Below are 20003 nucleotides of genomic sequence, written 5' to 3' on the forward strand. Positions count from 1 at the left end.
TTTCGTCGTGCTGAGTGGGGTGCTTGCGATCATGATGGGTAGCGTGCTCGGCGGCTGTGCGCGCTATTTCGTGTCCGGCGCGATCGCGCGGCGATTGGGCGAGACGTTTCCGTGGGGCACCATGACCATCAATGTCACCGGCGCCTTCCTGATCGGCATTTTCGGCGCGCTCGCGACCCATCCCGGCTCGGCCTTCGCCACGCCCACCCCCTGGCTGTTCGCGGTGACCGGCTTTCTCGGCTGCTACACCACGGTGTCCTCGTTCAGTCTGCAAACCCTGACGCTGGCGCGGAGCGGCGAGCCGCTCTCCGCGCTCGGCAATGTCGTGCTCTCGGTCGGGCTGTGCCTTGCAGCCGTCAGTTGCGGCTTCCTCCTCGCGGACAGGCTTGGAGGATAGAAGCGCATGGCCGTCCCCTCCTCCGCCGAGCGCTGGCGTAGCGCGATACTCTACGCCTGGGTTGCCGCCGGCAGCATCGTCGGCGGACTGACCCGTTATCTGGTCGGTCTCGCGCTCGACACCGGACCGGGCTTTCCCTTCGCCACGCTGTTCATCAACGCCACGGGATCGCTGATCATCGGCTTCTACGCGGCGCTGACCGGCCCCGACGGCCGCATGCTGGCGCGTCCGGAGCACCGGCAGTTCGTCATGACCGGGTTCTGCGGCGGCTACACCACGTTCTCGACCTTCAGCCTGGAGACCTTCCGACTGCTCCACGGCGGCCTGAAGTACACGGCACTTGCCTATGTCGCAGCGTCCGTCATCTGCTGGCTGGTGTCGGCGTGGCTCGGGCATATGATGGCGAGCCGCTACAACCGCTTGACAAGGAGTTGACCATGCAAATCCCCGCTCAGGCCGTTTTGCTTCGGATCTTCATCGGCGAGAGCGACCATTTCGACGGCAAGCCGCTCTATGAAGCGATCGTGATGACCGCGCGCGAGCGGCACCTCGCCGGTGCCACCGTGCTGCGCGGTCCGATGGGCTTCGGCAAATCGAGCCGGCTGCACACTTCGAAGATCCTGCGACTTTCGGAAGACCTGCCGCTGCTGATCGAGATCGTCGACAGCGAGGACAACATCAACGCATTCCTGCCCATCCTGGATGGCATGATGTCGAGCGGCCTGATCACCTTGGAGAAGGTGCAGGTCCTACAATATGGTGCGAAGGCCGCGAGCTGATCGCTCCAGCAGGAACCCGAGCCCGCCGTGTCCGGGAGGCGGAATGAACGATACTGTTACCACACCGAAAACCAGGACGAAGACCAAGGTCGAGCGGCCGCGGCTGCACAAGGTCATCCTGATCAACGATGATTACACGCCGCGCGAATTCGTCACCATGGTGCTCAAGGCCGAATTCCGCATGACGGAGGATCAGGCCTACAAGGTGATGATCACCGCGCACAAGCTGGGCACCTGCGTCGTCGCCGTGTTCACCAAGGACGTCGCCGAGACCAAGGCGACGCGTGCCACCGATGCCGGCCGCGCCAAGGGCTACCCGTTGCTGTTCACGACGGAGCCGGAGGAATAAAGCTCAGCCCACCAGCGCGTGCGTTTCTTCGGCCAGCCCGTACACGCGCTGTGCCTTGGAAAATCCTGCGATCGGAAATTCGCCGAGCTCGTGCCAATCGTGGTGGCAGACATTGGCAAAACCTTCCGAGGCCACAACGGTCCGCCCCAGCCGCCCCGTGATCTTCTCCAGCCGGGCCGCGAGATTGACGGCGGGGCCGATGCAGGTGAAGTCCAGCCGGTTGCCGCCACCGATATTGCCGTAGAGGATGTTGCCGATGTGCAGCGCGACGCCAAAGCGGAAGCGCTCGACGACATCGCCGACCGGAAACGCGAGCTGCTCCACGCTGGCGCGCGATTCACGCGCCGCCTCCAGCACGCGCGCGCAGACATGGGCGGCATCGCCGACATATTCGTCGATCGGAAACACTGCGAGCAGGCCGTCGCCCATGAATTTCAACACCTCGCCGCCGTGGCCCCGGATCGCGGTGACCTGGCAATCGAAATAATGGTTGAGGATTGCGACCACCGTCTCGGCTGGCAGCCGGTCCGACAGCGCAGTGAAGCCGCGCAGGTCCGAGAGCCAGATCACCGCCTGCATGGTGTCGGTGTGTCCACGGCGGATCTGGCCGCCGAGAATGCGTGCGCCGGCGCGGTTGCCGACATAGGTGTCGAGCAGCATCTCGGCGGTGCGTCGCAGGCTGATGATCTCGCTGACGCGCGCGAGCGGCGCTATGATGCTTCGGATCGCCGCGATGTCGTCGTCGCTGAAGCCGCCGGGATACTGCGTGATCCAGCTCGTGGCGTGGATGGAGCCATCGAGAAAAGGCACCGGCACGGCAATATAGTCGGTCGCGCCTTCGGCGCGCATGTCGTCGAGGAACGGAAATCGCTTGCTGTCGGGATCGCTCGCGCGTCCCCTGACCTCCACCCCCTGCTCGAACACGATGCGGAGCGGGCTGCGGGCGAATTCGGGCGTCTCCAGGATCTCGAAATCGACGCTGCCGATTTCGACCTCCCCACCCTGCCGCCAGATGAAGTTGCGGCCGAAGATTTCCGGATGCAGCGTGCGGATGAAGATGCCGAACCGCCACACTGGCAGGCCGGCCGCGACCAGACGTTCGCAGAAATCGGCGATCATCTCGGCCGGCTCTAGCGACGACCAGGCACCGCCGATCAGCCAGTTGCAGATGCGCTGGAGCTCGGAGCTGTTCATGCCCGCATTTGCGGACGAAGTTGTGGGCCCGTCAAGCTGCGCGGTGGGCTAGTACCGCGACAGGGCGCGTTATCCGCGGTGTGCTCACCTCTCCCTACGGGAGAGGTGAAAGAACTAGCGTCCCACCTGCCCGCGATCGCGCAAAAAGTGATCCGCCAGCACGCAGGCCATCATGGCCTCACCGACGGGGACGGCGCGGATGCCGACGCAGGGATCATGGCGGCCCTTCGTGACGATCTCGGTATCAGTGCCCTTGCGATCGACGGTGCGGCGCGGCTGGAGGATCGACGAGGTCGGCTTCACGGCAAAACGCACCACCACCGGCTGTCCGGTGGAGATGCCGCCCAGAACACCGCCGGCATGGTTGGAGAGAAAGCGCGTGCCGTCATTGCCGGTGCGCATCTCGTCGGCGTTCTCTTCGCCGGTCAATTCGGCCGCGCCAAATCCGGCGCCGATCTCGACGCCCTTCACGGCGTTGATGGTCATCATCGCGGCCGCCAGATCGGAATCGAGCTTGGCATAGATCGGCGCACCCAGGCCCGCCGGCACGCCCTCGGCGACGACTTCGATCACCGCACCGATCGAGGAGCCGCTCTTGCGGATGCCGTCGAGATAGGTCTCGAAGAAGGCGGCCTTGTCCTTGTCGGGACAGAAGAACGGATTTTTCCCGATCTCGTCCCAGTCCCATTTGGCGCGGTCGATCTTGTGCGGGCCGATTTGCACCAGTGCGCCGCGCACCTTGACGTCGGGCAGCACTTTTCGCGCGATCGCCCCGGCGGCAACGCGCGTCGCGGTCTCGCGCGCCGAGGAGCGCCCGCCGCCGCGATAGTCGCGCAGGCCGTACTTCGCCTCATAGGTGAAGTCGGCATGACCGGGGCGAAACTTGTCCTTGATCTCGGAATAGTCCTTCGAGCGTTGGTCGGTGTTCTCGATCAGGAGCCCGATCGGGGTGCCCGTCGTCACCTGCACGCCGGTCTCCGGATGCGCCATCACGCCGGACAGGATTTTGACCTGGTCCGGCTCCTGGCGCTGGGTGGTGAAGCGCGACTGGCCGGGCCGGCGGCGGTCGAGATCGCCCTGGATGTCGGCCTCGGTGAGCGGGATCATGGGCGGACAGCCGTCGACCACGCAGCCGATCGCCACGCCGTGGCTCTCGCCGAAGGTGGTGACGCGGAACATGTGGCCGAAGGTGTTGAAGGACATCCGTCTCTACTCGTCAGTCAGTTCTGACTTGTGGTGGTAACGCGGGGGAACACCCGGGTCAAACACACACTCGGTGATTCCGGGGCGATGCGAAGCATCGAACCCGCAATGACCGCGTTCCAGGCTAACTAAACTTCTCCAGCCGCCGGTCGCGGAACACATAGACGGCGCCTTGCTCGATATAGAGCTCGGCGGCACCGGCGGGGGTCTCGATGCCCAAAGCTACCATCAGGGCCCGGCAGGTGCCGCCATGGGCGACCGCGACGGTATCGATCAGAAGCGACTCGTACCAATCGAGCATACGCAGCTGCACGGCCGCATAGGTCTCTCCACCGATTGGCGCGACCGTCCATTTGTCGGCGAGGCGCCTTGCGTAGACCTCGGGATCGGAGGCCTCGCTTTCGGCCAGTGTCAGCCCCTCCCAGGTGCCGTAGCCGATCTCCCGCAGGCGGTCGTCGAGCGAATAATCGGCAAGCGGCATTTCAAGCTTGCGGCGGACGAGTTCCATGGTCTGGCGCGCACGCCCGAGTGGGCTCGACACGTAGGGCAGCGCCGCCTTGTCCTTGCCGTCGCGCCTCAACAGATCGGCGAGAACGCCGGCTGCGTGCACGGCCTGTCCGCGGCCACGTGCATTCAGTGGAATGTCCTGGGCGCCCTGGAGCCGCCCGAGCGCGTTCCACTCGGTCTCGCCGTGGCGCAGGAAATAGATCGTGGGCACGGGCATTGCGGTTCGAAGGCTAGTCTTGTTCGAGCATGATCTTATCGGAAAACCGGTTCCCACTTTTCCGGATCATGCTCTACCCGCCGAGTGAGATATCCGGCGCGTCCGGGCGCTTCATGCCGAGCACGTGATAGCCGGAATCGACGTGGTGCACCTCGCCGGTCACGCCGCGCGACAAGTCGGAGAGGAAATACAGCGCACTGCCGCCGACATCCTCTGTCGACACGTTGCGCCGCATCGGCGCGTTGTACTCGTTCCACTTCAGGATATAGCGGAAATCGCCGATGCCGGAGGCGGCGAGCGTCTTGATCGGACCTGCCGAGATCGCGTTGACGCGGATGTTCTTCTCGCCGAGATCGGCGGCGAGATAGCGCACGCTGGCTTCCAGCGCAGCTTTCGCCACGCCCATGACGTTGTAATGCGGCATCCATTTCTCGGCGCCGTAATAGCTGAGCGTGATGAGCGAGCCGCCATCCGTCATCAGCTTCTCGGCGCGCTGCGCCACCGCGGTAAACGAATAGCAGGAGATCAGCATCGACTTCGAAAAGTTCTCCTGCGTGGTGTCGACATAGCGGCCGTCGAGCTGCTCGCCATAGGCGATCGCGTGCACCAGGAAGTCGATCTTGCCCCACTTCTCCTTCAGCACCGCGAAGGCGGCGTCGATGGTGGCGGCATCCGTGACGTCGCAATGGCCGAGCACGAGACCGCCGACCTCCGCGGCGAGCGGCTCGACGCGCTTCTTCAGCGCATCGCCCTGATAGGTGAAGGCGAGCTCGGCACCGGCCGCGCGGCATGCCTTGGCGATGCCCCAGGCGATCGATCGGTTGTTGGCAACGCCGAGGATCACGCCCCGTTTGCCCTGCATCAGACCTGAATTCTGCGCCATTTTTTCAACGTCCCATCGAGCGGGTTAAGGTCTGGAGGTACACCAGCCCTCCTTCGCGGTACAGTCCTAATACGCGGCGTTAACGCTGTTTCGAGCACCGGAATAGCCGTTTCATTCGGGTGTTATGATCGTTGTGGCGCTCGCGCCGAACACCGGGACGTGAAAACCGCAATGAATGCGTTTCGCCAGAGTGTGGAAACCATGATCCCGGCGTTGCGCCGCTATGCCCGCGCGCTCACGCGCGATGCGGATGCGGCCGACGATCTGGTACAGGATACGTTGGTACGCGCGCTGCGTTCGGAGCGTCTGTTCCTCGGGGGCGACGTCAGGAGCTGGCTCTACACGATCCTGACCAACCTCAACAAGAACCGGCGGCGCTCACTGGCCAGGCGGCCGCAATTCATGCCGCTGACGGAGAACAACCCGGATGCCAGCGGGACTGAGGCCGAAGGGCGCGACATCGAGAAGGCGCTGGCGACGCTGGTCGAGGAGCAGCGTTCGGTGCTGCTGCTGGTGATGCTGGAGGGCATGAGCTATCGCGAGGTCGCCGACATTCAGGGCGTGCCGATCGGCACCGTGATGTCGCGCCTGGCGCGCGCCCGCGCCCACGTCAAAGCCTCGCTCGAGGGCGCGCGCCCGGCGCTCAGGCGGGTGAAATGATGGCAGGGCTGATGCATCTCGTGTTGTCCGCCCACACGCAGATGGAGCGAGCGGCGTTGAGCCACGAAGGACATTTTGGGCCGCAGAGCCAGAGACGACCGATATGAACGACCGCAACATTCCGATCACCGAAGACGAGCTGCACGCCTATGTCGACGGCGAGCTGCCGGCCGAACGTCGCGCCGACGTCGAGGCCTGGCTTGCCGCCCATCCTGACGAGGCCGAGCGTGTGCAGTCCTGGCGCGCCATGGCCGACATGCTGCACGCCCGCTACGACTCCGTCGCCCAGGAGCCGGTGCCGGCACGGCTGGAGCTCGAGCGGCTGGAGCGCCGACCCCGGCAATGGCTCTATGGCGCCGCCGCGGCTGTGCTGGTTGCTTTCGTCGCCGGCGGCACGACCGGTTGGATCGCGCATGGCGCCGCCAACGCGCCCTCGACCTTCCAGAGTTTTACGGCGGACGCGCTCGACGCCCACCGCCTCTACGTCGTCGAGGTCCGCCACCCCGTCGAGGTCGGCGGCAACGAGCGTGACCATCTCCAGGCCTGGCTGACCCGGCGCTGCGGCTGGACCGTGTTCGCGCCGAACCTGGAGGCGAGCGGGCTGAAGCTCGTCGGCGGCCGGCTCTTGCCGGGGCCGAAAGGTCCGGCGTCGTTCCTGATGTATGAGGGCGCCTCGGGCGAGCGGTACACGATCTACACGGCCAAGACCGAGAACGGCGCGACGCAGATGCGCTACGCCAAAACGGACAAGGACGGGGCGCTGTTCTGGGCCGAGCGCGGCGTCGGTTACGTCGTCAGCGGCGGCGCCGACCGCGACCGGCTGACCAAGGTGGCGCAGGCCGTTTACGACCAGGCAGAGAAGCACGGTACCTAGACAACCCGCGCTATCGCGATGCCTCGATTCCGACATCGAAAATTTGGAATCAGGACATCGACGCGTCTCAGAATCGCACCGGATGATCACGCGAAAATGAGCAGCGTTCGATCCGCCGATCGACGCAGGCGGCCTCGATTGGGGTTTTTGGTACCGCGCTGGTCCCCCTCTCGAGGCCGCACCTTTTTATCGGCGGCCCCGCCGGACAGCCGACACGCCTCAAACGTCAGCGTTGAAGCGCGACCGCGCTTCAGGCGTATGTTGAGCATCATCCTTTCAGGAAGAGAATGCTCCGATCGTCGAGGCGGCCTCGGATAGCGCCCTAGCCGAGCCCGCTACGCGGATTGTAGGGATGTTGGTCCCGCCACTTTTCCATCAATGTCTCAAGCTCGGCATCGTTCCCGTCCGGTAGCATAATCCTGATGACGACGAAGAGGTCTCCGGTTCCACCGGCCTTCGGCAGTCCCTTGCCCTTGAGGCGGAAGGTTCGGCCGCTGGAGGTGTTTTTCGGGACCGAGAGCTCCACGGCATTGCCGAGGGTGGGGACGCGGACCTTGCCGCCGAGCACCGCCTCATAGAGCGTGACCGGCAGGTCGATCCGCAAGTCGGCGCCCTCGACCTTGAAGTGGGGGTGGGGCGCGATGTTGATGGTGATCAGGAGATCGCCGGGCGGATGGCCCTGCGCGCTCTCGCCCTGGCCCCTCAGCCGGATCTGCTGGCCCTCGGTGACGCCGGCCGGAATCTTGACGTTCAGCTCCTTGCCCGTGGGCAGCCGGACACGCTTCTCGCCGCCCTTGACCGCCTCTTCCAGAGAGACGGACATGGCAACGTTCACGTCGAGATCGAGCCCGATCCCGCCGGTGTCGAAGTCGAACTGGGCGCCGCCCCCGGCCCCGGGCCGCGCGCCACGCATCCCACCGCCGAACATGCTGTTGAGGATATCCTCGAACGCGCCGCCGCCCGGGCTGGCACCCGCACCGCCGCTCCGGAACGTATAGCTCTCGAACCCGCCGGGGCCCGCGCGCCCGCGCGGCCCGCCGCCCCCCGGAAAGCCCTGGAAGCGCGGCTTGCCTTCGGCGTCGATCTCGCCGCGGTCGAACTGCTTGCGCTTGTCCTCGTCGCCGAGAATCTCGTTGGCCGAGTTGATCTCGGCGAAGCGCTCGGCAGCCTTCGGGTCACCCTTGTTGCTGTCGGGATGATGCTTCTTGGCAAGCTTGCGATAGGCGCTCTTGATGGCGGCAGCGTTGGCGCTCCGCGGCACCCCCAAGACCTCATAGGGGTCGCGCATCCGTCACGTCTCCTTCACGGAATCGAATTGTTCAAAGGGCTCCCCGCCCCACCTGCAGATCATGTGGGGAGAGAGTGGCATTTTTGCAACTAGGGCCCGCGCCGGATCCTAGCTCCGCCACGGCTTTAGCGTATGAATCTCCCAACGGCCACGGCTGCTTTGGCAGCCGGCGCCCTGGAGCCAGCTTTCGGTATTGCCGTTGACGTAGCTCGCCAGGAAGTCGCGGCACTTGCGGCCGTCTTCGGCGGCATAGGATTGGGCGATCGGGGTGACCGAGCCGCGCGCCCCGGTCTCCGGATTCTCCCAGTGCTGGCTGGAATCCTTGTCGCCCTTGCTGAGGACGTCGGAGGCGGCGTTGCGGGCGAAGGCGAGATCGGTCTCGGTCGGCGGGGCGTCCTTCGCCGGCCGCGCGATCGATCCGGTCAGGTCGCTGTCGTCGGCCTTGGCATAGGCACTGCTGTCGTTGCGCGAAAAGCTGCAACCGCCGGCACCAAGCCCGATTAGAATCATCGTCATGACGAAGCCGGACGGACGGATCACCGATAGGCCAACGCGTCCCCATGCCCTATATAGGGCGGTAGCGGACAATAGCGCGTTTTGGGCCGCGGGACGCAACTCGGACTCCAGACATGACCGACACGACCTCGATGAAACACCAGACACCCTTAACATCCGGTGATTTCACCGCCGCCGACGAGCCATTTGCATTGTTCGAGTCCTGGCTGAACGAGGCGATCAAGAGCGAGCCGAACGATCCGAACGCGATGGCGCTCGCGACCGTCGACCCTGATGGGCTTCCGGACGTGCGCATGGTGCTGATGAAGGGTTTCGATACCGAGGGTTTCGTCTTCTACAGCCACATCGCCAGCCAGAAGGGCCGCGAACTCGCCGCAAATCCTAAGGCAGCATTACTTTTTCACTGGAAGTCGCTGCGCCGGCAGGTCCGCATCCGCGGCAACGTGACGCCGGTGACCGACGCCGAGGCCGATGCCTATTTCGCCACCCGCCCCAAGCAGGCCCAGATCGGCGCCTGGGCGAGCAAGCAATCCGAGGCGCTGGAGAGCCGCTTTGCCTTCGAACAGGCCATCGCGAAAGTCGCGGCCAAATACGTCATCGGCGAGGTGCCGCGGCCGCCGGGCTGGAGCGGCTGGCGCATCACGCCGGTGCGCATCGAGTTTTGGCACGACCGCCCATTCCGCCTGCACGACCGCATCGAATTTCGCCGTGACGCGGCCGGCCAGAAGTGGTCCAAGACGCGGATGTATCCTTGAGCCTTGTCTTTAGCTTTTGGCCGACCTGAAAGATGTCCATGCCGCATTCGTCCAATGTGCCGCGTCGTACGCTGCTCCTGACCGGGGCCAGCCGCGGCATCGGCCACGCCACCGTGATCCGTTTCTCCTCGGCCGGCTGGCGCGTCATCACCTGTTCACGGCATGCTTTCCCGGAGGACTGCCCGTGGGACGCAGGCCCCGAGGACCACATCCAGGTCGACCTCGGCGATCCCGAGGATACCGCGCGCGCGATCACCGAGATCCGCCGCCGGCTCGAGGGTGGCACGCTGCATGCGCTGGTCAACAACGCCGCGATCTCGCCGAAGGGCGCGGGCGGCGCGCGGCTCGGCTCGGTCGACACCGATCTCGACACCTGGACGCATGTCTTCAACGTCAACTTCTTCGCGCCGATCATGATGGCGCGCGGGCTGATCGAGGAATTGAAAGCGGCCAGGGGATCGGTCGTGAACGTCACCTCGATCGCGGGCTCGCGCGTGCATCCCTTCGCGGGCGCCGCCTACGCGACGTCGAAAGCCGCGCTCGCCGCGCTGACGCGCGAAATGGCTTCCGACTTCGGCCGCATCGGCGTGCGCGTCAACGCGATCGCGCCCGGCGAGATCGACACCTCGATCCTGTCGCCCGGCACCGAGAAGATCGTCGAGCAGCAGATCCCGATGCATCGGCTCGGCACACCCGACGAGGTCGCCAAGATCATCTATGTGCTGTGCACGGACACCAGCTCCTACGTCAACGGCGCCGAGATCCACATCAACGGCGGCCAGCACGTTTGATCCGTTCTCGTCGCTGCACTCGCAATGACCGAGCATGAGGCGACGGCTCGCACTCCAATCTCCACTGTCATTCCCCGCCACCGGGTCTCGCCTTCGGCGGGCCCGATGACAGGCTCCGGCGGGGAATCCAGTACGCCGCGGCTTCTCGATTCATCACTGCCGCTTCGGCGTACTGGATCGCCCGGTCAAGCCGGGCGATGACAGCGAGTTTGTGGCTGCAGACATGCGTTCGCATTCTCGCGGCGTTTTTCGCCCGAGCTTTGCTTCATCTCTCCACCCTCGAAGCCAAGAGGGCGCAGGGAAGGCCGGGTGCTGACCTAGCACCCGCGGTCCGCTGCGCGAAAAGCACACGCAGGAAGAACCGCACAGCAGCATACAGGTGTAGCCAATCACTCGGCCTTCCCTGCGCGATGGTCGGACGGCGTATACCGAGCTCTCCCGGGAGCCGAGTTCCTTCTGGCCTCCCTCACGCTTGCGAAAGTCGCCGACACCGCGCCGGTTGACGCGATTGCCGCATCCGCAAGAGCTTGACCGTAGCAACGACGGCCAGGACCACACGTCTATATTTTGGCATTCGGTGAGACCGGCTGAAACTAACAAAACCCTTTAAAACAAGCCCTTTCCGTCTAGCCTGTTTCTGGGCGCTTCGGCGGGTTTCGTCAAATCTAGGGCCCGGCCCTAAGCCTTTCAGCGTCCGCACGACAAACTGAAAGCCTCAAAGCCGAGCCCTTTGGTCCCAAGCCTTAGGAGCCGAAACCGAAATGGATACTACCATCACCGCCGCCCCCGCTGGCAAGCGCGCCCGCAACGGCAGCGTCATTCTGACCAACCGCCTTTGCGAAAGGCGGGTGCCCAAACGGGTCAAGTTCTACGACCGCAAATGCCCCGGCCTCTATGTCAGCATCACCACGGCTGGCGTGGCGACCTTCTCCTTCAAGTTCAGCGATCGGGCGACCGGTAAGCAGCGAACCGGATGGCTCGGCCTCTATAACCCCGAGACCTTCACCGTCGAGGACGCTCGGAGCAAGGTCTACGGCCTCAAGGGCATGGGGGGCGAGGCGCTGGCCGAGACCTTCCGCGACCGGAAAGAGCGGCAGGCGAAGCGGGGCAAGACGGTCGACGAGATCATCGAGGAGCGGATCGAGTGGATGCAGACGCCCGTTCGCAAGGCGGACGGCGAGATGCGGCCCCGGCTGGAAAGCTGGGAGAACACCGCCAGCCATCTGCGCCGCTTCATCGGCTCGAAGCTGGGCCGGAAGATCGCAGCCGACGTCACCCGAGGCGACATTCAGGCTTTGTCGGACGACATCGTGGCGGGTCGGCATGGCGGCAAGCCGTCGGTCAGCAACGCGCGTCACATGCGCAAGGCGGCATCGGGCATGTTCCGGTGGGCATTGCGGCGCGAGTACATCACCGCCAACCCTTGCAGTGATCTTGAGCCCCTCGACCCGGAGCATCCGCGCACGCGCGTGCTGAGCGAGGACGAGATCAGGATTTTCTGGCACGGCCTCGACCGCGAGGACCTGATGACCTCATGGGACCGGAGGACCCGGCTCGCGCTCAAGTGCGAGTTGGCAACCATGCTGCGCTCGGCCGAACTGCTCGGCGCGCATCGCAACGAACTGATCGACCTAGACGGAGAGCAGCCGCGCCTCGACGTGCCACTTAAGCGGGTCAAGAAGCGGCGAATGATCCAACAGCCGCTGTCGAGCCTCGCGGTGGAGATCGTCAGGGAAGCCTTGAAGGGGAACAACAAGGATTTCGTATTCGCCAGCCCGCTCGACAACAAGCCGATGCACCGCAAAGCAATGGCCGACGCGCTGCGTGGCGACAAGCGCAAGGGCAAGGTGAGGACGCCCGGCATCTGCCAGTTGCTCGGGTTGGAGCCGTTCACGCCACACGATCTGCGGCGGACGGCGGCAAGCTGGGCGCGCCGGATCGGTCAGCCGATGGCGAAGATCGCGCTTTGCTTGGATCATCGCGTGACCACGGAGGACGGCATCAAGCTGCCACCCGTCACCGGCAAGCACTACGTCCACGCTGAGGATCGCGAGGTGAAAGAGAAGCGGGAAGTCTTGCAGGCATGGGCCGCAGAACTGCGGCGGATCATTGCCGAGCCTGCACCAGCGCATCAAGCGGACACCGGCCTGCGGCTCGTCGCCTGATCGCTCAGTGCATCACGGATGGGTCAGACAAAACGAAATGGCCGCAGATTGCTCTGCGGCCCACCGGAATGAGTTATCTTTCCGTACTGAGATTGCCAGCCCCGGTGCGAACTGCGTTCTAACGCGAATTGCGCTGGCAATGCGATCCGGGCTTCTACGGTACGTCGAAGGTCTCATGCAGCACTGGGAAAAGTCCCAATTGACGCCCGGCCGATTGAGCGTCATCCACGCGGCGCAATGCATTGCTTCAATTCTTATTGGGCGTGGGACGGTCACTTCTACGTCATCTATCTCTGTTCGGGCTCGCCGCAGTCGGCCTGCGTGTGGATGGTGGCCTAGAGAACGCGTGACGAAGCGTGATGGTGGCCCGTCCGCTGCTGGCGCTGCGGTCACACGGTCGTCGTCACCGCCTGAGGTACGCGTCAAACTTTCGTGCCCGAGATGATCGTCCGTGCACCGCGCCATTGCCAAGTGCCTCGACCATGCCGTGACCAAGGACGATGGCGAGAGGGTCAACCGGGTGACGAGCACCGTCTACAATCAGTCGAAGCGGATGCAACAGAAGCGCGCCAGGCTGGACGGGGGTCGCGGCCGAGCCTCGGCGGATCATTGGCGGCGAAGCACAGGCAGAACTGCGTGTGGCCGCCTAAACCACCTTCTTGAGAACTTTAAGCCAGCACAACGTGACCGCCGGAGGCCGTCTCGGCGGGCTTCTTGCATCCAGCTTCAAGGGGATACACGCTTTCTTTCGCATGCTAAAGCCTCGACGCCGCTACCACAGATGACGATCAGCAGAACCGCAGCAGTTCCTACTATGCCCTCCGCCTTGAGATGCAGTCCCCAGAAACTGACCTGTAGTCCGATTGCGCATGCATGGCTCTCCATTTGGAAAGCTTGAGAGCCTTTCGGAGAGGCGATTTATGCGCGCGTCCATTCGTATGCCGGTCAACCGAAATAGTGCCCGCTTTAACTTCCTTGGCAGGGGGAGCTACCTGACTGCGGCAAAGGATTGGTCGGGAACGACAATCGGCAGCGGCTTCCAGCCGCTGTGCCAATGGTGTGCCAAACCGCGCTTCTTATCTCCGGAGTTGTCCACAGCTAATGACAACTTGAGGCTTCCGCGCAGAACGACCCGGTTCAAATTATCGTACGCCCATTGGGCTACACCGTGCCAAATGCCGTGACACGTCGGGCACTTGGTGCCGTTTTTCGCCGGGGTGGAAATCGTGAAGCGGTCACAGGAAGAGTATGAGCGACTGACGGCAGCGCACGAGCGGGCGATTGGCAAGATCGTGGTCGCCTGGAACGACTATCAGGAAGAACTTGCCACATTGTTTGGAAAGCTCTTTACACGGAAGGATTGGCCTCTTGCGCTTTCCGCGTGGCATGCGCTTGACAGCGACAGATCGCAAAGAAGGATGTTGCTGGCAGCAGCGCGCGCGAAGTTGAAACCGGATAATCCATTGCTCGCCGAGATCAAGTGGCTGATTGATAATAGCGACAAGATCGCTGACCAACGCAACATCGGCATTCACATGCCCTTGGATGAAATGCACGGAACTGGATGGCACCTTCCACATCCTGCCTCTGGCGCTGTTCGGCAATCCAAAGGCGATCAAAATGACGGGGCGAGATCTTGTCAAAGAGTATGCCCATTACGAGCGCCAGATTAGAAGAATGCTGAGCCACGCAATGGCTCTCAGTTTTGCGCTTACGCCAAAGCATCGGCGGCGCGGGCGTGCGACGTTGCCGGAGCGACCAAAGTTGACCGTGTTTTCTCCGACAGGAGAAGCCGGTGTGTAACCTGTATTCGATCACCACGAACCAAGAGGCGATCCGCGCGCTGTTCCGCGTGGTCAATCGCTACGTCGGCAATCTCGCCCCGATGCCCGGCGTGTTTCCGGACTATCCGGCTCCGGTGATCCGTAACAGCGACGCAGGGCGCGAGATGGTGTTGATGCGGTGGGGGATGCCGCCGCCACCGCGCACGGGCGGGCCGCCAGTGACGAACATCCGCAACACGTCCTCGCCGCACTGGCGCGGATGGCTCAAACCTGAGAACCGCTGCTTGGTGCCTGCGAACAGCTCCGCGGAGTATGCGCCCGAGCCGAACCCCGAGACCAAGAAAAAGGATGTGGTGTGGTTTGCGCTGAATGAAGATCGCCCGCTGTTCGCCTTCGCGGGCGTCTGGACCGAGTTCAAAGGCGATCGGGGCACCAAATCCAAGCCGATCCCCGGACCACATTTGGTCTACGGCTTCCTAACGACCTCACCGAACGCGGTGGTCGAGCCGATCCACTCGAAGGCCATGCCGGTGATACTGACTACCGACGAGGAGCACGACGTCTGGATGCGCGCGCCGTGGGGTGAAGCGAAGGCAATGCAACGGCCACTGCCGGACGATGCACTCAGGATCGTGATGCGAGGCGAGGACAAGGAAGACCGTGCGGCGGCATAAGCACGATTGAACGTGCTTGCCTACACAGCCTCCTTGGATGAAAAGGCGGTCCCCCGAAGCCCATCACGAGGATGGACTTCCAACAATGGCTGTGGAGGCCAGCAAGATCGGCGCTCACCAAGCCCCAACAACCATCAAACCGATAATAGTTAGGGACGAGACGCAAGCGACCATCACGGTATAACATTCGGGTGTGTTCATTGTTGCCCTCCCAAACTGTTGCCAGTTGGTTGCTCACTGCTGCGGCAAGGAGAGGCCCCCAGTTTCGGGGGCGCTTCAATTCGGCGCGCCGTGACCGATTTCGTGCCGCGTGTCTGTCCCACCAACACCGCTCTGATCAGCAAGATCGCAATCCGCGTGTAGGAAGTCAGGACTTTCACGCGCGATCAGAAGCTGTTTCCGCATTTCAGCGAGGCGGGCGCGGCAATATTCGCGGTAGAGCAGGTTGAATATGGCGGGCATGGAGGGCCCCCATCCTTTGATTATCGCAATGAGATATTTCCACCACGGATTTTCGGATAAACTTAGCCCCAGCGATGGCTGTCCGATGTAGCCCATCCACAGGCTGCGCCAATCTCAAAGAATGATTGGCTGACTTGCTTGTTCGGTGCAAAAACGGAACAGGGCTAATTACCTAAAATTTAGCATAGCAGCCTTCTGTTTCAGCAAAACTTCATCAAACAACTCAAGATCGCTGCTGCGCAAATAAAAATCCAACTACAGCGCGAAATGACTTAACCATTAGATGTGAGCATCGTTGGATGCAACGCAGACCGAAGAGGTCGCGCTAAAGCTGTTTTGCCACCCGTCGCGCAGCGGTCGGCAGATCGCTCAAAGCTAGCGCGGGCCGCGCGGGTTCCGCGACAGTTAGCTTATTGCCAGTTCTCTACGAGCCTGCCTCACCGCATCTGTTAGCCACCGGACCGCACCAAAAACGGGTGCGTGGACATAGCTAATCGGTCCGCAACTTGCGTGGCCGACGTGGACTGCTTTCCGGTAGGCAGCGACAGCGAATTGACGGCCAGCCCGGTGCAAGCAATAAGAGCAGCTATTGCAACCGCAGCGAGATATTCGGTTCTCATCGGATGTCCCTCCCTTCATCGCCATGAACTAACCGAGCGCTCTTAGAAATCGTTCCCGAGTGCTGTTCGTTTGCCCGTTCGAAGGACCCTGCGTCGATCCCAAGGAACGAAAGCGCCTGCCAGGGCTTCTGGAAGAACACGAGGCCGCCGCTCGCCGGTACTAACACGGCGCATGTCGCGGGATAGCCAAAGGTCGCCGTGAGCGATCCGCTGTTCTGAATACAAGCGCTCGCGCAGATAGCCAAAAGCGGCGGTCTCCGGTTCCTTTACTAGGGCAGCCGTGCTCGCAGGCGGAGAAGCTGCGAAAGGGGCAGGCAGGAGGTTTTGTCGTGCCCCGCCGCATTGACATAGACCACAAACACAGCCGAGCCATCGCTAAAGAAATTGCCGAGAAATTGCGCGAGGCGCTAAAGCCTGAGCCGGACCAACCGGAGAGGCTTAAAACGCAAATCGAACGGCTCCGGAACTTAGAGGAGCGCTCACCGTCAATCGTTCCCGGTGTAGAGCATAGGAAAAAACCTCGTCGTTGAGCCGCAGATGGCCGAACATGGACGAGCAATGCCATCGGTGAAACGCCGTGCATTAAGAATTTTGAGTGAGTACGGTGAGGCGCAGTCCGAATTGATCGGCAAAGCTGTCGTGCTCACCGATGGAAAGGCAGGCAAGGTGGAGAACGTTTCGCTGGATGAATTGCACGGGCTTCGGATTTCGATCAAAGGCCACGACGGGAGATGGCCGGTCTCAACCATCAAGCTTGTGGAGGGCTAGACCCTCACATGGGCTCCGAGCCTTGCATCCGCTAATCGTTGGATGCTTGCAGCGCCGCCTCTAATTCCGCAACAATGTCGTGCAGGAGGCCGAGCGCGAGAGGATCGGTGACATCACGCTCCATCATGCGGTAGCGCATGATCTGATCTTGAAGCTCTTGCTGTTCCTCGTCGTCGTCCATAACACGCTCCGCACTTCGAGCCATGACGCCGAACGGTGCCGATGGTTGCGGGGAACTTTGAAAAATTTGAGCCCGAATTTAGACATCCGGACGCCGCAGGCGTGTCCCTAAACGAACGAGGCTCAGAACATCCCGACCAAGATAAAAAGGCCAACCTCGACCATGAAGGTCACGGCCATGATTGCGACCATAAGAAACACATCGCCGACCGGCAGAGGGGTCATGGCGCGCCTCGCATATTGCGAAGCCCCGCAGCCCAATAGCCAACCTCCCGACGGTGGGAATGTTTCGGTTCCAACCCCTCTAAGGGCGCAGTCGCTCAGCGCATTTCAAGTTCCTTGATCGCCAGGGCTGAGATTTGCGCGGGGTCTTTGATGCCGGTTTGCGCGATCTTGATGATCTTCTTTGCGATCATTTCCGTGAGCGGGTCGTCGCGATCCTTAACGCAGAGGGCACGTAATGTTTGCTCGTAAGCCCTTGTAATACAGGCAATCTCTTTCGGTGCCATACCGTGGGTCTGCAAATGTAGGTAGATAGCCATGTCTGCCCTCCAGCATGCCTATGACACTGCACAGTACCATGGAACCGGAGCTTACCGCCGCCGATCATGAGGCCGCCGGACGTCGGGATGAGGGCGAGCAAAGAGCGTTCTCGGTAGTTCTACTGATAGTAGAACAAATCTAGTACCCCACTTGTGCGGGTCCTCCTAGCGAAACAAAATTGCGCCGGGACGCGCGACCGCCCCCTTCGAGGATATTTCGTCCGGGTGTTTTTCGGGTTTGGTTTCTGTAGGAGCGCCGCCTGTGCGCTGTCGGCGGGGCCTATGGGAGGAGGACCGCGCAGGATTGCGTAAACGCCGGTAAACGGCTCGTAGCCCGCTTACCGGGGCAAAGAGCAAGTGGCGCTCGCTCAGCTATGAGAAGTCTGGAACGCGCCTCCCTTATGTTGTTCGAAGTTGACGCACAGAAGATCGAGTTCTGATCCACTGAGACGGGCTCGAAAGAAGCGGCATGTGTATTCCGGCAGCGTTTTGCTCCCACGCTTGGAGGTCGGTTCAGTCAAAAAGATGCACTGTCTGCAACTATCCGCATGGTGACGATCCCGACGGGCGTCCAACTGCTCCAAGATATTACGAAGTAAGTCGCGAAATTTATTCGCGCCAAGTGCAAGTCCCGCAATCGCATTGACGAGCGGCGCGATGGGATCGCTCGCAAGGACATTTTCTCCTTGAGGGGTGACATCAAGGATCACCGAGCGCTTGTCTTGATCAGAACGTCTGCGCTGGATGTAACCTTTATCTTCAAGACGCCCAACGGTCTGAGAAGCTGTGGCCCGACTGGTGCCGACGAACTGGGCTAATGCGGAGGGTGTTCTTGAGAACCTGTTAGCACGAGCAAGAAATCGCAGCGCCAACCATTCTCGATCAAGCAGTCCGTGCCGATGATCCTCAAACTGCCAGTTGCTCGCCGCCTGTATCAGCAGGTCGACTGCCTCACGTGCTGCTGTGATCATCCTCGCGCCCGCCCCTCGTATCCTATGGCAATGTATCGCTTGATTGAAGTCGGAACGCACTAAGAAAGGAGCCGGACGCTTACATACGAAGGTTTGCAATGACCGCGCAAAGCCGGATTTTTGATCCTTTCCTTACATGAACCTGACTACGCTGGCGTCAAGGACAGACTGCCATTCCCCCTAACAAAGCCAGTTGCACTCGACAGGCACGCGGCGAACAGGAAGGAGCAACCGCCTATCCGCCGCGCCAAACGCGCCGCCAACTGCTCGACGTAGTCGGCAGCGCATCCCGGAAACCTAGCCTGCATCGGCGATGGACGTGGGGAGCAGCCGCACGCCCAACAGCGCCGCCGGACTGAGATCGACCCGATGCAGGATCGGCCCGCCGTCGGCCGCTTGACGCCAACATAGCTCGGCCTCCTCGCGCTCGATGCTCAGACGATCGGCGCTGATTTCCGCTTGCGCCTGGCGGCGCTGATCCGCATCCAATGCGTTGGCGTCATCGGCCGTCGCATCGATCTCGGCGTCCAGCCTGCGGATCAACTCGTCTTGATGCAGCCATGCGAGCAACGCCATTACGTCCGGGATTTCGCCGAAACCGATCGCCTCCGGCGTGCTGTTGAGAATTCGAACCGGAACGTTGCGCGTCGCGAACACCACCGCCTCGTTGAAATCAACGAGATGATGCGCCGCTGGCCGACCGGCTTCCGCCATCGACACGATCTGCGCCCGCATCCGCTCTCGCGCGAACGAGGACGGCCACGGCGCGGCACGGACCCGATCGAGATCGGCTTGCAGTTCCCGGCCGCGACGCCGAAGGCGCTCGACGGCATCGGCGATGGCCTCGCCCTTTTTCAGTTGCGCCTCGACCGGCGGATGCATCGCGATCGTCATGCCGGTGGGCACGGTCTTGATCCAAGTCTCTGTCGCGGCGACCAACGTCGAAAGAACGCGCCGCCGCGCGCCGTGCTGATCTTCCGCCGCCTTGAGCCGGGCAAGCTCGGCCTCCTGCTTGGTCAGCGCTGCCTGCTCGACCGTGACGCGCGGATCGTCGTCATCCAGAGCGTAGCCGGGCTCGGTGAGGCCTTTGCCCACGCCGCGCGGCGCACGCAGTTGGCCGATGCGACTGCGGCGGCGCTGCGCCTCTGTATGCAACTCTTGCCATTGTTCGAAAGCGGCGCGCGTGAGGACAGCAGCGTCCTCGCGCTCCTGCCGCAGCCTGTGCAAACGTTCTGCCGCCGGGTCGGGCAGTGCATCGACCACGTCGCCGAGCGCCAAAGCCGTGATGCCGGGCACCAAACCCGGAACGATGCCCGCGTGCAGCGGCGACCCGGCGGGCGCAACGGGAAACCCAGAATTCTGAGATCGCGTCATGATTGCCTCACTCGATGATCGATGACGCGATCAGACCACACTTCGTTTGC

General features: G+C 62.6%; 23 protein-coding genes. 12 read left to right on the forward strand and 11 right to left on the reverse strand.

The features are described from left to right. The first annotated feature begins 7 nt into the window (after positions 1–7). Genes crcB (ACR9YP_RS35375) through clpS form a run of 4 tightly spaced genes read left to right on the forward strand, consistent with a single transcriptional unit; the run spans position 8 to position 1525 of the window. On the forward strand, positions 8–397 hold the full coding sequence (gene crcB, locus ACR9YP_RS35375) for a fluoride efflux transporter CrcB (protein ID WP_438111702.1): 390 nt from the start codon (positions 8–10) through the stop codon (positions 395–397). A gap of 6 nt (positions 398–403) precedes the next feature. After that, positions 404–832 (forward strand): fluoride efflux transporter CrcB, encoded by a 429-nt coding sequence (gene crcB, locus ACR9YP_RS35380; protein WP_438111701.1) that lies wholly within the window; start codon positions 404–406, stop codon positions 830–832. A 2-nt stretch (positions 833–834) separates the two neighbouring features. After that, positions 835–1176 (forward strand): DUF190 domain-containing protein, encoded by a 342-nt coding sequence (locus ACR9YP_RS35385; protein ID WP_091893616.1) that lies wholly within the window; start codon positions 835–837, stop codon positions 1174–1176. A gap of 43 nt (positions 1177–1219) precedes the next feature. Next, the gene (clpS, locus tag ACR9YP_RS35390) at positions 1220–1525 is read left to right on the forward strand and encodes an ATP-dependent Clp protease adapter ClpS (RefSeq protein ID WP_091893614.1); all 306 of its coding nucleotides are present in this window, start codon (positions 1220–1222) and stop codon (positions 1523–1525) included. 3 nt (positions 1526–1528) lie between these two features. Here clpS and ACR9YP_RS35395 read toward each other — a convergent pair whose 3' ends face one another. The 4 genes from ACR9YP_RS35395 to fabI form a co-directional block, all read right to left on the reverse strand. Beyond that, positions 1529–2719, reverse strand: coding sequence for an adenylate/guanylate cyclase domain-containing protein (locus tag ACR9YP_RS35395; RefSeq protein WP_438111700.1), 1191 nt, complete (start codon positions 2717–2719; stop codon positions 1529–1531). A gap of 114 nt (positions 2720–2833) precedes the next feature. Further along, on the reverse strand, positions 2834–3922 hold the full coding sequence (gene aroC / locus ACR9YP_RS35400) for a chorismate synthase (protein WP_370984947.1): 1089 nt from the start codon (positions 3920–3922) through the stop codon (positions 2834–2836). A gap of 124 nt (positions 3923–4046) precedes the next feature. Beyond that, positions 4047–4646 carry a histidine phosphatase family protein gene (locus ACR9YP_RS35405; protein ID WP_474218163.1) on the reverse strand — a complete coding sequence of 200 codons (600 nt, stop codon included), beginning with the start codon at positions 4644–4646 and terminating at the stop codon, positions 4047–4049. 73 nt (positions 4647–4719) lie between these two features. After that, complete coding sequence (gene fabI / locus ACR9YP_RS35410; protein ID WP_128935306.1) at positions 4720–5529, reverse strand: enoyl-ACP reductase FabI; 810 nt, start codon at positions 5527–5529, stop codon at positions 4720–4722. Positions 5530–5700: 171 nt separating this feature from the next. Here fabI and ACR9YP_RS35415 point away from each other — a divergent pair, with 171 nt between their 5' ends. Together ACR9YP_RS35415 and ACR9YP_RS35420 are read left to right on the forward strand one after the other, a co-directional pair. Continuing rightward, the gene (locus tag ACR9YP_RS35415) at positions 5701–6189 is read left to right on the forward strand and encodes a sigma-70 family RNA polymerase sigma factor (protein ID WP_091893603.1); all 489 of its coding nucleotides are present in this window, start codon (positions 5701–5703) and stop codon (positions 6187–6189) included. Positions 6190–6292: 103 nt separating this feature from the next. Next, on the forward strand, positions 6293–7063 hold the full coding sequence (locus ACR9YP_RS35420) for an anti-sigma factor family protein (protein ID WP_474218166.1): 771 nt from the start codon (positions 6293–6295) through the stop codon (positions 7061–7063). 322 nt (positions 7064–7385) lie between these two features. Here ACR9YP_RS35420 and ACR9YP_RS35425 read toward each other — a convergent pair whose 3' ends face one another. Beyond that, on the reverse strand, positions 7386–8351 hold the full coding sequence (locus tag ACR9YP_RS35425) for a DnaJ C-terminal domain-containing protein (RefSeq protein ID WP_474218168.1): 966 nt from the start codon (positions 8349–8351) through the stop codon (positions 7386–7388). Positions 8352–8459: 108 nt separating this feature from the next. Continuing rightward, a complete protein-coding gene (locus ACR9YP_RS35430; RefSeq protein WP_164934631.1) occupies positions 8460–8867 on the reverse strand; it encodes an RT0821/Lpp0805 family surface protein in 408 nt (135 codons plus the stop codon). A gap of 113 nt (positions 8868–8980) precedes the next feature. Here ACR9YP_RS35430 and pdxH point away from each other — a divergent pair, with 113 nt between their 5' ends. The 5 genes from pdxH to ACR9YP_RS35455 all read left to right on the forward strand — a co-directional run bounded on the left by pdxH (position 8981) and on the right by ACR9YP_RS35455 (position 15036). Then, entirely contained in the window at positions 8981–9622 is a 642-nt protein-coding gene (pdxH, locus tag ACR9YP_RS35435; protein ID WP_128935310.1) for a pyridoxamine 5'-phosphate oxidase, read from the forward strand. A 38-nt stretch (positions 9623–9660) separates the two neighbouring features. After that, a complete protein-coding gene (locus ACR9YP_RS35440) occupies positions 9661–10413 on the forward strand; it encodes an SDR family NAD(P)-dependent oxidoreductase (protein WP_128939757.1) in 753 nt (250 codons plus the stop codon). Positions 10414–11330: 917 nt separating this feature from the next. Continuing rightward, positions 11331–12578, forward strand: a complete 1248-nt coding sequence (locus ACR9YP_RS35445) for a tyrosine-type recombinase/integrase (RefSeq protein ID WP_474218171.1) — start codon at positions 11331–11333, stop codon at positions 12576–12578. Between the two features lie 1196 nt (positions 12579–13774). Continuing rightward, complete coding sequence (locus ACR9YP_RS35450; RefSeq protein ID WP_474218173.1) at positions 13775–14251, forward strand: hypothetical protein; 477 nt, start codon at positions 13775–13777, stop codon at positions 14249–14251. Between the two features lie 122 nt (positions 14252–14373). Beyond that, positions 14374–15036, forward strand: a complete 663-nt coding sequence (locus tag ACR9YP_RS35455) for an SOS response-associated peptidase (RefSeq protein WP_474218174.1) — start codon at positions 14374–14376, stop codon at positions 15034–15036. Between the two features lie 276 nt (positions 15037–15312). On the opposite strand, the gene ACR9YP_RS35460 is transcribed toward ACR9YP_RS35455, so the two are convergent. Then, on the reverse strand, positions 15313–15594 hold the full coding sequence (locus ACR9YP_RS35460; RefSeq protein ID WP_474218175.1) for a hypothetical protein: 282 nt from the start codon (positions 15592–15594) through the stop codon (positions 15313–15315). Positions 15595–16676: 1082 nt separating this feature from the next. Between ACR9YP_RS35460 and ACR9YP_RS35465 the strand changes: the two genes are divergently transcribed. Beyond that, positions 16677–16886 (forward strand): PRC-barrel domain containing protein, encoded by a 210-nt coding sequence (locus ACR9YP_RS35465; protein WP_474221169.1) that lies wholly within the window; start codon positions 16677–16679, stop codon positions 16884–16886. Between the two features lie 31 nt (positions 16887–16917). Here ACR9YP_RS35465 and ACR9YP_RS35470 read toward each other — a convergent pair whose 3' ends face one another. The 4 genes from ACR9YP_RS35470 to ACR9YP_RS35485 form a co-directional block, all read right to left on the reverse strand. After that, positions 16918–17067, reverse strand: a complete 150-nt coding sequence (locus ACR9YP_RS35470) for a hypothetical protein (protein ID WP_474218177.1) — start codon at positions 17065–17067, stop codon at positions 16918–16920. Between the two features lie 319 nt (positions 17068–17386). Next, the gene (locus ACR9YP_RS35475) at positions 17387–17608 is read right to left on the reverse strand and encodes a hypothetical protein (protein ID WP_474218178.1); all 222 of its coding nucleotides are present in this window, start codon (positions 17606–17608) and stop codon (positions 17387–17389) included. Positions 17609–17976: 368 nt separating this feature from the next. Then, positions 17977–18579, reverse strand: coding sequence for a MarR family transcriptional regulator (locus ACR9YP_RS35480; protein ID WP_474218180.1), 603 nt, complete (start codon positions 18577–18579; stop codon positions 17977–17979). A gap of 297 nt (positions 18580–18876) precedes the next feature. Next, positions 18877–19953, reverse strand: a complete 1077-nt coding sequence (locus tag ACR9YP_RS35485; RefSeq protein WP_474218182.1) for a hypothetical protein — start codon at positions 19951–19953, stop codon at positions 18877–18879. Positions 19954–20003: the final 50 nt, after the last annotated feature.

The sequence above is a fragment of the Bradyrhizobium sp. BR14999 genome (genome assembly GCF_056106085.1).